This is a genomic window from Pseudoalteromonas amylolytica, assembly GCF_001854605.1.
GTDB classification, from domain to species: domain Bacteria; phylum Pseudomonadota; class Gammaproteobacteria; order Enterobacterales; family Alteromonadaceae; genus Pseudoalteromonas; species Pseudoalteromonas amylolytica.
In genome coordinates this window covers 499,794-514,164 of record NZ_MKJU01000025.1, presented here as the reverse complement: position 1 = coordinate 514,164, position 14,371 = coordinate 499,794, and the positions used below count along the sequence as shown (strand labels likewise).

17 protein-coding genes are annotated in these 14,371 nt (G+C 46.2%); all 17 read right to left on the bottom strand.

Features of this window, described 5'->3' with window-relative positions; all coding sequences use genetic code 11:
* Positions 1–289: 289 nt before the first annotated feature.
* A complete protein-coding gene (locus BET10_RS08880; protein ID WP_070985068.1) occupies positions 290–547 on the bottom strand; it encodes a phage tail assembly protein in 258 nt (85 codons plus the stop codon).
* Between the two features lie 6 nt (positions 548–553).
* On the bottom strand, positions 554–1,063 hold the full coding sequence (locus tag BET10_RS08875) for a phage major tail tube protein (RefSeq protein WP_083330482.1): 510 nt from the start codon (positions 1,061–1,063) through the stop codon (positions 554–556).
* Positions 1,063–2,397: a phage tail sheath subtilisin-like domain-containing protein gene (locus BET10_RS08870; protein ID WP_070985066.1), complete on the bottom strand. Its 1,335-nt coding sequence runs from the start codon at positions 2,395–2,397 to the stop codon at positions 1,063–1,065. Before BET10_RS08870 ends, BET10_RS08875 begins: the two co-directional genes overlap by 1 nt.
* 89 nt (positions 2,398–2,486) lie before the next feature.
* Complete coding sequence (locus tag BET10_RS08865; RefSeq protein ID WP_070985064.1) at positions 2,487–2,822, bottom strand: GPW/gp25 family protein; 336 nt, start codon at positions 2,820–2,822, stop codon at positions 2,487–2,489.
* 17 nt (positions 2,823–2,839) lie between these two features.
* Positions 2,840–3,139, bottom strand: a complete 300-nt coding sequence (locus tag BET10_RS08860) for a PAAR domain-containing protein (protein ID WP_070985062.1) — start codon at positions 3,137–3,139, stop codon at positions 2,840–2,842.
* Between the two features lie 3 nt (positions 3,140–3,142).
* The gene (locus BET10_RS08855; RefSeq protein WP_070985061.1) at positions 3,143–3,823 is read right to left on the bottom strand and encodes a phage baseplate assembly protein V; all 681 of its coding nucleotides are present in this window, start codon (positions 3,821–3,823) and stop codon (positions 3,143–3,145) included.
* On the bottom strand, positions 3,813–4,421 hold the full coding sequence (locus BET10_RS08850; protein WP_070985060.1) for a hypothetical protein: 609 nt from the start codon (positions 4,419–4,421) through the stop codon (positions 3,813–3,815). The genes BET10_RS08855 and BET10_RS08850 overlap by 11 nt, the downstream gene beginning before the upstream one ends.
* Positions 4,422–4,509: 88 nt before the next feature.
* Positions 4,510–4,869 carry a hypothetical protein gene (locus BET10_RS08845; RefSeq protein ID WP_070985059.1) on the bottom strand — a complete coding sequence of 120 codons (360 nt, stop codon included), beginning with the start codon at positions 4,867–4,869 and terminating at the stop codon, positions 4,510–4,512.
* A gap of 8 nt (positions 4,870–4,877) precedes the next feature.
* Positions 4,878–5,618 (bottom strand): hypothetical protein, encoded by a 741-nt coding sequence (locus tag BET10_RS08840; RefSeq protein ID WP_070985057.1) that lies wholly within the window; start codon positions 5,616–5,618, stop codon positions 4,878–4,880.
* A gap of 13 nt (positions 5,619–5,631) precedes the next feature.
* Positions 5,632–6,192: a phage tail-collar fiber domain-containing protein gene (locus BET10_RS08835; protein WP_070985056.1), complete on the bottom strand. Its 561-nt coding sequence runs from the start codon at positions 6,190–6,192 to the stop codon at positions 5,632–5,634.
* Positions 6,192–7,133: a phage tail protein I gene (locus BET10_RS08830; RefSeq protein WP_070985053.1), complete on the bottom strand. Its 942-nt coding sequence runs from the start codon at positions 7,131–7,133 to the stop codon at positions 6,192–6,194. Before BET10_RS08830 ends, BET10_RS08835 begins: the two co-directional genes overlap by 1 nt.
* Positions 7,133–8,023, bottom strand: a complete 891-nt coding sequence (locus tag BET10_RS08825) for a baseplate assembly protein (RefSeq protein WP_070985596.1) — start codon at positions 8,021–8,023, stop codon at positions 7,133–7,135. Before BET10_RS08825 ends, BET10_RS08830 begins: the two co-directional genes overlap by 1 nt.
* An 870-nt stretch (positions 8,024–8,893) precedes the next feature.
* Positions 8,894–9,418, bottom strand: a complete 525-nt coding sequence (locus tag BET10_RS08820; protein WP_070985050.1) for a hypothetical protein — start codon at positions 9,416–9,418, stop codon at positions 8,894–8,896.
* Positions 9,419–9,427: 9 nt separating this feature from the next.
* Positions 9,428–10,801 carry a hypothetical protein gene (locus BET10_RS08815; RefSeq protein ID WP_070985049.1) on the bottom strand — a complete coding sequence of 458 codons (1,374 nt, stop codon included), beginning with the start codon at positions 10,799–10,801 and terminating at the stop codon, positions 9,428–9,430.
* Between the two features lie 9 nt (positions 10,802–10,810).
* Positions 10,811–11,128 carry a hypothetical protein gene (locus tag BET10_RS08810; protein ID WP_070985047.1) on the bottom strand — a complete coding sequence of 106 codons (318 nt, stop codon included), beginning with the start codon at positions 11,126–11,128 and terminating at the stop codon, positions 10,811–10,813.
* Between the two features lie 9 nt (positions 11,129–11,137).
* Complete coding sequence (locus BET10_RS08805) at positions 11,138–12,376, bottom strand: hypothetical protein (RefSeq protein WP_070985044.1); 1,239 nt, start codon at positions 12,374–12,376, stop codon at positions 11,138–11,140.
* On the bottom strand, positions 12,376–14,367 hold the full coding sequence (locus BET10_RS08800) for a DUF4815 domain-containing protein (RefSeq protein WP_070985042.1): 1,992 nt from the start codon (positions 14,365–14,367) through the stop codon (positions 12,376–12,378). Before BET10_RS08800 ends, BET10_RS08805 begins: the two co-directional genes overlap by 1 nt.
* Positions 14,368–14,371: the final 4 nt, after the last annotated feature.

Below are 14,371 nucleotides of genomic sequence, written 5' to 3'. Positions count from 1 at the left end.
GCAATACCTGAGAATACATAGAAGTGAGCGATGTGCCTGTGATAACGCTGCGTTGATGACCAAAGGAGGGTTGGCGGTGCAGTGACAGGCGTGGTGTTTGTGTTTTGTACAGCAAATAACACTCAACAATGTTATTTGCTGTACAAAAAAGGCAGGGGTTACCCTGCCTCTGTGGATTGTTTGTAATCAACGGCTGCCTCGAACCATTCGCATAGCTCAGGTTCGGTCAGCGCGTTTAACTCGTTTAAGCCCCACCCAGTATATTTAGCGAGGGCAATAACCATGGCTTTTAAGCGCTTGGGCGGGATACGAGAAAAGCCTGTAGCTTTTCTCGCAACTTGACAAAGTCGCTCCAATCAAGCTCTTCAATCACGTCTGGAGAAACTTCACACAAATTTGAGAAGTAGCGAATTTCGCTCTCTGATTCACTCAAATCTGTTTTGTCCACCATTAAACGATCACGTACTTTTGGTCGTCTCATCGTTAGTTCTGCATACTCATGCGCATCGACCGTGACTGGGAAGTTCAGTTTAATGATATCTGTCATAACTTATTATGCTCCAATTGCAGCACGTAGCAGTGCCATTTGATCTTTACCGTTGATAATACGAGTGTCGTTCTGTAGGTCGATGTCATAGATAACATCCTGACCAATTTCTAACTTGTATTTTTGAACAGCGTACTGAAGCGTTAACTTCGCTTCTTCACCGTCTTTCCAGTTACCCATGTCAACTTCTTTAAAGAATCCTTCAAGCGTTACTTTAACTGGAACCGGCTCTTCGCCTTGTGCTTGAATCGCACCACGTGCTGTTAGTGGTGTAGTTTTACCACTCCAGTCACCTAGTAGCTTCATCATGTCAGCGTTGTACTCAAGCAGTGTTACTGAGCCTTCAAGCTTTTCTAGCTGGCCTACATCAAGCTCGATTGGCGCTTGGAAACCTGAAGTGACTTCACGTGTTTTCACCGTTACTTTTGGTAACGTGATTTCGTCAGCGATGCCTAGGTAACCTTTACCATCAACGAATAGCTTGAATTTTTTTAAGATTTTAGGAGACATTGCCATTATACGATTTCCTCTAGGTAGTTGTTGGTAAGAATGCTCTTGAAGGTGATATGCTCAGCCGGTGTTGGTGGTGTAAAGTCGAAGCTAAAGTAAACTTTACCTGCCTGAATGTTTTCAGGTGTGTTCAAGTCTGCATCAGCCCAGATTTGACCGCCGATAATCGCACCCTGCGCTTTTAAGCTATCAAGGTAAGACTGTACGCTTTGCGTCACATCTTCGATGTAAGTTTTAGTGATGTTGCGGTCTACTGCCCACATGTGAGCACGTAGTAGTGAGTCGTTGATCATGTCCGCTGTACGAACCACTGATAGGAATGCCCATTTAGGGTCATCAGAACATGTGCGGTTACCCCATAGCTTAAAGCCATTTTGACGGATAATTGTCGCAACTTCGTTTTCGTTCAGTAAGTTAGCGCGAGCGTTTGGATCACCTAGCTGGAAGTCAATTGGACGTTCTGTCGCAACGATACCATTCATGTTGGTATTACTTGGGCTCCACCAGAAGCCACGGTCGTTGTCTGATTTTGCAATCATACCGGCAACACGTGAACTGGCAGGCTCAACTACTGATTGACCGTCACGGAATACTCTAACCGCTGGGTCAACTACAAATACACGGCGAGAGCCGAAGTCTTTACGGTATGCTTTAGCAGCATTGTCATCTGTGCTTGGGCCGTCAGCGATGATCACTGCGCGTAAACGCTCTGCGATACCCACCATGTCAGTAACAACAGGGTTTTTCTCTGTACCATTTTTCTGATGCGTATAACCTGGTGCAATTAGAATACGTGGCGCTACGCCAACTACCGACTCAGCACCTAGGAATGCTTGCATACCTGTGTATGCGCCTTCGCTATCAACACCGCCAATAATGTTGTTAGTCACAGTCGCTTCGTCACCATCAGCAACACGTACCACGATAACCACCGCACCAACTTGGTCAAAAATACCGTCAATCGCAGGCACTAGTGAACCCTTAAGGCCATACTCAACGTCAGTAACTGTTTTCTCAACTTTTGCTTTAATTGCAGCAAGCTCATCTGCCGTTGGTGCCACGCCGTCGTTTGCTGCTGTGTGAGCAGCCACAGCATCCGCTTCTGCTTCTGAGCGCAATGTCGCTAGGCGCGCTGCGAAATCAGCGTTGTCTGGGCTTACTAATTTGGCTGCTTCTGCACGCTTACCTGCAATTAATACAGGTGTATTAAGTGGAAACGCTTCTTCGTCAGCGAAAGGCGCTGTACCGACTAAGCCAATTACTGAGCTTTTTACTGTTTTGATTGGACGAGTGCCTGATTGCGCCTCGATCACCTCTACACCATGTAGAAATTGTGACATATGATTCTCCTTCAAGGGTATGTCAGTTAGAAACAAAAAAACCACGCAAAGCGTGGTTTTAAGATTTAAAAAAATTTGTGTTTGTGTTGTTACACCTGTATGCCTTCAATGATTACTGGCTCGCCATTAATTAGATACAAGCCATTAATATCTATGGACAATTTTCCGCTGCCTGCTGGGTGCACGGCAACCGATTCAAGACGAAAGCGCGGTTCCCACTTTTCTAGTCCCTCTGAAATAGCCAGAGTGATATCCCCCACCAAAGAACTAGAAAATGGACTGTCGAGTAAATCGAATAAACCACACCCATAATCACGCCGCATGACGCGACTACCAAGTGGTGTTGTGACTATGTCTCGAATACTTTGTTTTAAATGCTCAACCCCAGATAAGGGGCGACCAGTTTGTGCGTTCATACCTATCATTTTGTAACCTTTTTGCGTTAACCACCCACGGTAAAACTCGCCACACCCAGCGCGATTGTACCGCCGCAGCTGGTAGAGTCGCCAAGACGAGCAACCGCTTTGCCCGCGATGGTAAAGCTCCCCGCGCCCGCTGAGACCGTTGCGCCAACATGTTTTACTTTGGGGTCTGCACCTAAGTTATGCGTGCTGATTGAATCGCCCTGACGCAGTACAGGTTTTCCCGCCACTGTAAAGCTGGTTTGTGAGGCACTGATAGTGCCAGGTAAAAAACCAGCATGTAGGTCAGTTATGTGTGCATCGACGGAGATTGCTGGCATACCTTACTCCTGAGCACTGATTGTGCTGCCGTTAAGCTTCAACGTACCTGATGCCTTAACCTTAAGATCACCACCGGTTGCTTCAACTGCAACGGTTTTACCCTTTAGGCTCAGGTTGTCAGCGGCCGTAACTGAGATGTTCTTATCGCCATTGACTGTGGCATCGCCAGCGACATTAATAGTGGCGTTGTTGCCCACTGTGATATTTAAGTCGTTATCACATTCTAGAATAATGTCTTTGGCAGACTTAAGTTTGATAACAGCCGAATCTTGCTTCACATCTATCAGGTATTGGTGCGTTTTACGGTTATATTCCACCAAAGAACCATCCTGATATTTGGTGCGCTGTACATCCACACGCTCTTCCTTGCCCACATCATTGGCCACGCTTTCAAGGTTATGGCCATTTTGATACAAGCTGCCAAGCACCACGCCTTGCGCTAAGTCACCGCATGGTGCCAATACAACAACCTGCTCCCCCACTTCCGGGGCCTGCCACGTCATATCGTTAAATGCTTGATTGGTAAGCCAAGGCAACCACGTTGTGAGCCAGTCACCGATTTTTACGCGTACTTTGGCCGTTTCGTAATCCACCTCATTCACAGTGCCAAGTGAGATAAGCTTAGCCAAACGGCTTTGCATATCAGACTGTGCTAGATTACTTTGCAAAGGATTAGCCAGCATTTTCAACCTCCGCGATGACCACTTCACCTTCAGCATTGACAGTAGCCACGTGGCGGTGTTCACCGCCTTGCGGCCCTAAATATACATCGGTGATCACAGGACCAGGCGCTTCTTCAGGTGGTTCATACTGATAGTAGAACTCCCAAATCAGCTTGGCTTTACCTATCATGGTTTCGCTTTGCTTGGTGAATGCAAACTCTGCGTCTTTAGCAACAAAATGCTGCCAAGGAACGGGCACACCGTCTGCCTGCATCAGTGCTTCACTGCTATCTATCACCCCGTCTAAACGAGTCAGTAGCGCGATGCTATCGGCATCTTCGGCTTCGATATCTAGTTGCAACTTTAACACTCGTCTGTCGAGTGGATTAGGGCTTAAGTTCTTATTCGACGTAGGCCCATAGGTAACACCTGAGGTGCTTCCAGTACTTTGCAACTCACTGGCTTGACGTTCTGATACCAGTGTGACACACAGCTGCGCCACCTGCGTTAAGTCTGGATAAGGCATTGTCGGTTTTATTAATCCAACCTGTGCCACACCTTGTAATCCAGAGCTCAGGTACTCAAGCACCTTTTCAACTAGGGTACTGCGATGATTCATAGTGATTCTCTGATAAAAAGCTCAGCACTCCCCAAAAAGAGAGGCTGTGTGATTAATGGCGGACGATGTGCCCGAAGAAGGTTAAGGCTTACTTTGCAGACTTGGACAGTACTTCACTGACCCCCATGGCACGACCTTCAATCTCTTGTAGTACATTTTCCATACCCTTTTGTTGGTAAGGAAACGTCAGTGAGCCTTCATCTACTTTCGTAGTAATGTGACCAACTAGACTGTTTGCTTGTGTTGCTGCACTTTTTACTTCTTCCAGTGAAGTTGCTGATGCAAGTTTGGTGGTCAGTTTTGCAAATTCCACTAATAGAATGTGGCATGTGTCTGACACAGTGCCTAATAGCGACTCGTGATCAGCGACGTTGATTTTAATTTTTCCACGCGTGACTTGCTTTTCTAGCTCTAGCAAAGTTTCTGGTGATAAAGGTTGATATTCCATAGCGCCCCCTAAGCGTCAATTCCAGGATAATTAACTACACGGTCAATTGAGAAATAGCTGTTTCCGCCAAATTCAAGAATATTCTGAGGCTCAACACCTTCCGCTCTTTTATCTGGTACCACGTAGTTTTTGAACCTAACAAATAGTTGACTATACGGATGCAGTCCTGCGATCTTAATAGCATTAGTGTCATATACTCTGGCACAGCTCGACCAACTCCCAACATTATGCACCGTAAGGTTTCTGGCAGCTATTTCTTGATCTATTTGTTCACTTGTGGCTTCTGAATTTGCAACAATAAACTCAATGTAAGTGACTGACCAATCATTTACGTATTTCTCTGGCGACTCGTAATATCCAGGATAGCTGCGATATGCATTGATTGTATGTACTTTCGTTAATGCGAGTGGCCTTGGGTAAATATGGTAACCTTTATTGGTAACGGGTACTTTTTGCCATTTAGTTTGCGTTTCATCTTGAGGGTCAATTTCAGGTGCAAGCGATGCTTTCGAGTGCTGAATACGATCATAGTAACTTATAACCTGATTTGCATGACTATTCCCAAGCTCCAATATGGCTTTATCAATGTCTTGATTTGCTTGTGTAACCGCTGAATCCACCTCACTCATCTTGGCACTAACGGTACTATTAATTTGCCCAATTTGGTTTTGCACAGTTTGGGTCAAACTATCGGCAGCGGTTACCACATCGGTTAAGCGCTGCGTCATGGTTTTATCTTGTTCTGACATAATCACTCCTAAGTTATTGAGCTTGCTCTAAAGCCACTAAACGCAGCTCTTGTTCGATTTGACGTTGCATGGTGTTAAGCTGTACCAACGCCATATCGGCAAGCTCTCTGTCCACGATGATATTGAGGTTATCTACGCCCACTTTGACTTCCACACTGTCTGATGGAATTTGTGCCAGTGACAAGGTTAGCCACTGCAACACTTTTACATCTGGGGTGCGATAACCTAAAGTGGTGTTTTCCTGAGAGTAAACACCAAGCAAAATGAGTTCGGGCTCACCTTCACCGCTATAATCAGGTGACTCAATGAACACCCCAATTTCGCGAATTGCGTATTCCAAAGGCGCATCGAATTTAGCGGCGATTTTTAAGCTGCTGCTTTCACCGTCGCTGTAGTCCGTATCAACAATGGCTACCCGCTCTTTTTCGCCTTTAAGTGCGGTTTGTGTTTTACTGGGCGTATAAGCTGCATCACCAAAGGCCATGTGACTGATTTTGCCTTTGAATCCACGCTGCGTCGCACTGAGCAAGGCATCAAGACCTGCTTGCGTAAACTGCAAGGTTAGTGCTGACATTAGGTCGCTCCTTGTAAGGTTAAATGGTTAAATTGAATGCGCGTTACAAGCGCCGAAATCCCTTGAGAAATTGCTGCTGAATTGGGCGCTATCCCCAACCAATTGGCCCGATGTTCACATCCTGCCACACCACTTTTTCCTGCCAATGCCGCAGCTGCTTTTCCATAAGTTTGTTCAGGAGTAATACCGCAAAGTTGCCCTAGTAGGTCTATGCTCCCAACACCTGTTTTGCTTGCCAGTGTGCTGGCTATTGAGGCAGCACAAGCCTCAGGTGTAACCCCTTGAAACTGAGCCTGCTTATCAACACCTGCAACACCATTTTTGCTCGCTATAAGTGCACCTGTGTTAACGCTAATGCTATCTGGGTGAACGCCTGTAAACGCCCCATCCTTGCTGGCGAGTCCAATCCCTGCACCACTAAACAACCCAGTTCCAAATGATTCTTTTAAAGCAATGCCAAGTTGAACTTCAACATGCACAGCGGCGCGCTTTGCCGTATCAACAATGCGCTTTACCTGCTCCAACATGGCTTTGGTGAGCAGTCCCTGCTCATTGGTATCCAAGTTCTGGTTCACCAACGCATGCACTATCACCGTGCCGCGCTTGGCTCCCTCACTTTGCCACCACTCTTGAATTTGTGTTTCAATCCCTAAGCTATCCAATGCTTTTTTGAGCGCATAAGGTGTAGCCTTATAACGGTGTACTTCAAACGCATCAGCGATGACTTGGCGTTTATTTTTCTCACTCCACGCGTCATTCCAGTCATCCACCGACAGCGACCAAGCTAACCAAGGTAGTAGCTGTGCTGGGCATTTTTGTGGATGCCAAATATCATGGAGTAACTGAGTTTTATCTGGATAGGTCAATAACTGAGTTAAAGCCTGTAATAGTTGACTGGCACTGCTTGGCAATAACTTTGGCAAGTTGTCAAAATTGTCCATTACTCCCCCTCAATAACCGTCGAACTCACCGTGATCCCCGTACACACCGCCACCTCATTGGCAGCAATATGAATGTCTGCATTGGGGTGTATGATGCGACCGCTTTCAACACCTGGCTGATTAAGCGCTGCAAACAGTCCCATCTGGCTAATATCTCTACCCAACAAACTTTGCTGAGTGAGGTATTGGCTCAGTGCCGCTTTAACAGTCTGTTCAACAACGGATGCCGCAGGACCTGGCGCAATTTCGAGAGCGACATCAAGCGTGAATGGCTTAACTGTGGGGCCTGTTATGGTTAGCCTGTCACCGAGCGGTCTGACTTTAGAAGCATGCTTGCTTATACTGCCATCCGCATCTAACCCGAAGTGATTACGTAGCGTGTTGAGCAACTCATCTGATGGCTCGCCATTTTGTTCATGGCTTAAAATGGTTAGGTGAATATCACAAGGTTCGGGGCTCGTTACATAAACATCCTTGACTCTTGCATCCGCTGAGAGAGCATGAAACTGATAGGCTTGTTTGCTCCCTGCGGTGTTTAATCCCTCAAATACCATTTGTATGCGGCGTTTAAACCGCTCATCCGTTTCACTGTCTTGGCGCGCTAAGTTGTAGCGTGCGGCGATTGCATCTAGGTCATTACCTGTGGCACTGGCCAACATATTACCTTTGATGGCGTCATTGAGTTTGCCGTCAAACAATAGCTGTTGATAGGCCATCATTTCTAACATGACTTGCATTGGCTCAGACTCGAAGCTTAGTGCTTCCGCATACTGAGGGTAATGGGATAATAGCCGCTCTTTGAGCTGTGACAGCGTTTGTTCAAAATCCAGCTCGGTAATGGTGTCAGGTAATGGCACCTTGGACATATCTAATAAATTAAAAACGCGCATAAAGTACCTCTGAGGCCCATAAAAAAAGCCTGCACCGAAGTGCAGGCCAATTTGCTTGGATAATGGAGCTTGTTGCAACCAAACGCTATATTGAAGCATTTGGTTAATCATTCAGTGTATGTGTATCTTACTGATTTTTATGATTTAAAACAGGTCAATGCTGCCCTATGATAATGATTTAGACTAAGGCACTCACCGAGCGTTTTAACACTTTTTCACACGTGCTTATTTACCACCGTATGGGTTTAGGTAAGCACCTATCAAAAAAGTTTCATATCACGTTCATTTTTGTTTTAAAGCAAACAACCCATGATTGATATGTGTGTGTAACATATAAAACTTTACCCATAAAAAAAGCCTGCTCAAATAAGCAGGCTTTTAATGCAAAATGGGTCTGTGTTTGCTAAGTAACGAATCACTCTTGATTGAGTTGATTAATCAGCATAGGTGTATCTTACCGATTTTTCGGACTTAAAACAGGTCAATGCTGTCCTGTTGTTAAGGTTTAGACTTAGGCACTCATCAAGCGCCTTAAAACATCTAACATAATGCTTCTTTACCTTCTAAAGGTTTAGCGAAACAGTTGAGAGAGGCTTTTATATGATTCAACCAAAGCAGCCCATTCTTTTGTTGGGCCGCAATGTTAAATAGCTAGAGACTGCATTATAGCAGCCGCTAGCTATGTAACATGTAATAAAAAAGCCTGCTCAAATGAGCAGGCTTTTAGGGCAAGTTGGGACTGTGTTTGCCAAGTAACGACTCACTCTTAACTGAGTTGATTAATCAGCATAGGTGTATCTTACTGATTTTTTTGACTTAAAACAGGTCAATGCTGTCCGGTTCTAAAAATCAGTATCACATTCACCCAAGCTAACTGGCAGCTTGCGTCGCTCGCACTACATAAAATGTAATATGGCTGATGCTAAACCGTGGCTCCATAAACTCTTCATTTAATAGCGCAGGGAATACTTCAAAGCGACCAGACGTAGGAAAGTTAAAAGCCGCACTAAACTGACCACCACTTACTTCAATTGGAAAATAAATTCGACGACCATCATCACGCAACACAGGCAACAAAAATGATTCATCGGAAATGTCCAATTGACCGCTCAAGGTAACATTTTGCCCCTCCTCCACGGTAATTTTTATCGCCTGTCGTGATATAAGATCACTGGGCACTTTAATTGCCCCTGCAACAGATTGCAGTTGAACGTCGACTAATGCCGGCTGTTGCGACTGTTCTGCGAGTGCCTTTTGCTGTTGCTCAGCTTGATATTGTGAATACCAAAGCTGTGCTTGTTCTTTGGACTCCCAGCGCTGTCCAGATTCTGGGTGAGTGAGTAAATAAGTGCCATTTAATTTTATGGCTTGTTTTTGATTACACCAGTTAAACATCATAGCTCCTTAAGCAAAATAAACGCGTGACAATGAATCGGATTTTAGGTTGCTCCCACTGTAATAAAACTGAAAGTACTGATACACCAGTAAAGCATTATGAATGGGTGAGTAGGCGATAAATTGTGGATGACCGTGTCCGTGATATCCGGCGGTTGTACCAGCGCTATTACTTGGAGACACAGACTCCAACGTTGCCCGAATAACACTCCCAAGCGCGGGCAAGTGAACCCTACCTTTAAAGCTCCTAGTAATAGCATAATTTGCTGATTGCCCACTAACCACACCTTCGTTATAACGAACCAAGTTCTGCTGTGTAATGACGGGCATATCATGATATTCGTTATTGTGAACCGCCAGCTCTTTTCGATTAGGTGGCCTTGTCACAGGTAACGCAGAAAGCGTTGTACTATAACCTGTTTGCGCATTAATTAATTGCTGGACACTTGTGGGTGTGATGGTTTGCGTATGCAGTGGAAATAAACCATTACTGATGGCCCAGCTCTCAAATGCGCTTTCACTGACAAAGGTTTGTGCAACCTTTTGTACCCAGTTCACCCCATCAAACTCATGTAAGATGCCCGCATCTACCGAATATAACTTTTTGCTGTCTTTGTCTTGATATAGCTTAAAATAGTCTAGTTCTTGTAGCGACTCAACGGTAAAACTCCCCGCCTTGTAAGTTGTTAACTGGTTAGAACTGGCTGTATAGCTAAACAAGGTGGTGTTGTTATCTGGTAATACAAACATGCCTATTTGCGCAGTACCATCCGATGGCACTAGCGCAGGGATCCTTGTAGCTTTTGCGACATCCCCATTGGCGTCAATTGTTACAATCGCGGCTGGGTTAGAACTGCCCACTCGAGTCCCCGCGTCGTAATACACACTGAAGGTACCAGCATCATAATTCGCCATGCTAAGCACATGACATGCTCCGTAAGCTTGGTTACCACTGGCGATTTCTGCTGCGGTATTATCGTAGTAATCCAGCCTAAACTCTGGTTCACCAAGACGGTATGTGGGGTCTATCAGCCTATCTGGTAAATTACTTAAGCTTTGCTCAACATTGGCCACAAGGTTTGCAGTAATTTCATTAAACTTGGCCTCAAGGCCCGGTAGCAAGCTCAAATGCGCACTTTGCTCAAGCAGTTTAGCTTGTAGTTCTTTAACCAAGTCACTGGCATTATTAATCGTATCCGTCGCGTCATCCAAATGCTCTTCTGCCACCGCCACTAGGGCGGCCTCTAAATTAGCGCTGCTAGAGAGCTTTTGAATGGCATTGCTGACTAAGGTTTGCTCTTCTGCGCTGAGCTTTTCATTGCTGCGCATTTTGGTCACTAAATGGTCGACCATTTCCTGAATGGCGTTATTGATGGTTGCCATAATGTCCTCTTAGAGTGGGTATAAAGACTCACCTAGTAGGTGATTGATTTTTTGCTTGCGGTGAAGTTCTGAGTGTTCAGCGCGCTGCTCACTCATAGTCTGTATGATTGCCGCCAAAGCCTCGGCGCTATCGCTTTTGTGTTGCTCAAACTTTTGCTGCTGTGTGCCTAAAGCCTGTTGTTGCGATGTGATGGCCTGTAGTTGCTCAGCCATATCCTCATCAATTTTGACAATGGCGCTTATCAGCCTTAAAACATCCTGTTCGAGTAAATTGCTTTGATGTGGCAGCGGGTAGGCGCGGTGGGGCGTATTAATTTCAACTGTCATCTTCGCTCCTTAGGTTGAAAATGCGCGTAGATTCTTAACTCGAGGGCGGTTGGCCGTTGTGCCACTGAGTAGCAGCTTAACCCGAGTGCCTTTTGAGTCAGGGTCCTGATCTGAGGGCACTGCAAAGCTATGCACATAATCATACTGTTGCCAGCCGTCACCACTGCTGTGCTGCACACTCAAAGGCACACTCAACCAACTCCCGTCATCCTGTTCAAGTTGTACTTCGATGCTTGCACCTTCTTGTAGTACCGCTTCAAAGCTCACAGTAAAACGGCCACCCACGCGGTAACTAATCTGACGACTGATATAATCAGCACTGTGTTTGACCTCACCAACCGCACACTGACTCCCCGCAAACAACACTGGGCTAAGCGTGCTTGACCCCGATAATGTCGCGCTCACGTTAACACTGCCGTTAAACTTCTTGGCGAGGCGCTGTGGCGTCCACTCTTGAATATTTTGCAAGGTGAAGTTATCGCCGCTTTGAGTACCCGTACCAATGATGTCAAAGCTCACTGATGTATCTGAACTCGGTCTTTGCACAACAGCAAGCGCCATTAAGTCGGAGGCTTGAGTGACAGGAAAGTCACCCAAATCAACGATACGCTGTGTGCTGGTAAACTTGGCGGCCTTAAGATTAAAAGTCAGGTCTTTTTCCTGATGTGGCGTCCAAGTGCTGGCATTACTTGATGACAACAACACACCCACTTGATATGGCTGGCTGGTTACCCAACCGTGTTGTTGGTCAAATTTTCCAAGCTCAGCGATGGCCACTTCATGTGCGGCTCCATCGGTGAGTACCACAATGGCGTATTCTTGCCCCGCCTGTAACAAAACTGGCGAAAAGCTAAATAACGTCGCCTCGGTCAATGAGATCTCACTACTTTCAACAGCGCTTTGGGCCAGTACCGTTTGCGTTGGAATACCTTGTACCACCTCACGGATTTGTACCTGTACCGACTCATCACCCTTAGCGGTAAAAAACAGCTCAACCGCGGCAATATAGCGGCTTTGCACTAAGGTGAAGGTTTGTGCCAGAGGGTCAAAACGTCGGGTAGTAATGGTCGTGACCTGCGCCAACGTTTCTGTGCGGATCTGACCACTGCCGGTGTAACTGGCCGCGCCCATTGAGCCACCTTTACCTTGAAAAACAACCGATTTCACCCCCGCAGGTATCTGTACTTCGCTTTGGGGGGGAATTGTAAAACGCCCCGTGAGGCGACCATTTGCATCAGCTTGAATCATTAGATTTCCTCCGCACTTAGTGCAATGCCATCAAACAGTACAGATTCAAGCACTTCCCCTGGACCAAAGCCTGAGATAGAAAACTGTACTGTTCGCGGTCGTAAAAATTCTGCTTGCTGGGTTCGCACCCCGACTCTTTGCGTTTCAACACGAGTATTAATGCTACGAATTCGACCACCGCCGCGAGTAAAGCGTCGAGTAATTGGGCTACTCCAGCGGACATTGGTGACTGTCCAGTGATCCACATTTGGCGACAGAGTAACTTGCGCGGGAGCAGGTTCAAACGCTTGATAAGGGTTAACTTTCATCTGACCCGTGCGCTTGGGCTGTGTTAGCACATCCTCAAGTTCATAGGGCAGTAGCTCGGGTTGATTGGCGTTCAGCGTACTAACTACTGCCTCTACCGGCAGTGTTAGCTCACCATCAATGATAGCGGCACTTTGCTCTCGCCCTTGGTCTCGTAAATCATCATCTAAGAAAGGGTCTACAAACACGCCATATTTACTGGCAGGGTCTTGGCTGTTGGCGTCATTGCGTAGTCGTTCAATTGCAAGCAGCTGGTACAAGTCACCTATCTGCCTTTGCATGTTTTGTAAGTCCAACATGCTCAAAGAATGAATGGCAACCGACTCCACTCGCGGCACCGATTCGCCCCAGTATTGATAAACGTACGCCAAGGGTAAATGTTGCTCGGGCACATGAGGTGGCTCAGGATACTCAAGTACAGAGGCCCCTTTGATGCGTTTAACCTGCCCTTGTGTATTTAAAACTATCAAATCAATGCGTGGGGAATATCGTAGATAGTCAACACGAATTTGATCGGGTAGCACTTCATTGCCATTTTCAATAAAGGACTTATCAATGCTGTAGTGGGTACTGTTGAATGTGACTGGAACACTGGTGCCATAGGTGTATGTAACCTGATAGCTACTCCCTACCGGTGGACGTTCACCATTGAGCTTCCAAACAATGTGATTGCCTTCAAACTCGTAGTCATCATGCTCCACATAAGTTTTACCCTGATAAGAAATCAGCTCTACGGTATCAACACTGGTGTTTGGAAAACTATCTTGTAACTGATCGCTACGCGTAAGCATTGCCACTTTACGCACCACCGCATAGACACGTTCAATATCTTTAACTGGTGGATAATCAAACTTAATTGGCGAGCTGGCATCTTGTGTATCACTCAACTCAGCCTTTTCAGTCTTGATGCTTTGTACATCAGGGTCAAATGGAAATACAACAGGTATCGCCGCCGCGTAACTTAACTCATAACCTGCAATATGCGCTTTACCCGCTTGTAAGCTAAAGTGCTGCTTACTTGCTTCGGTTTTAATGTAGTGTAGGCCTAACCCTTCTACCACATAGTTGCCGCCATTTGACTCTCTATCATAGCGCGCCAACGCACGTGTGATCGAATCTTGTTCTGGTGGCGCTTCTTTGATAACCAGCACCCCCTGATTAATTTGATACACAGGGTAGAACTCTGTACTCGTACTTTGCGTCTGTGTTAGCAAGCCCCAACGCGCACTCACTTTTAGCCGTGCAGCACCCGCTTCATTATAGTTTTGCGATAGCATTGGGGAGTTACCACCCGCGGGGTCTCGCAGCTCACCATCCGTAAGTTCGGTGATTACCTCACTATCTAGCAACACGCCAATGATGGCATCACCACTGGTGTCAAAGTCAAATGATCGCTCTGGTAACTGACGTACCGCACCGCGAATGTATACCGACGCCGCCGCAACACGTGCCTGCTGAGCTTCAATTCTCACCCCGCCACCTGCGACAATATCACCATCTTTAAGCAATGCATCCGCCACGCCTTTTACTTGGTGACTAACCTGACATTGCACATCATTCAACTCACGGCTTTGTAGTCCTTTGCCAGCGCGAAATAGTATTTGCTCGTATTGTTTCGAGGCATCGAATGTCTGATAAACATCTGGATGCTCTGTAACAATTTGATTGTATATATGTTCTTGCATAATG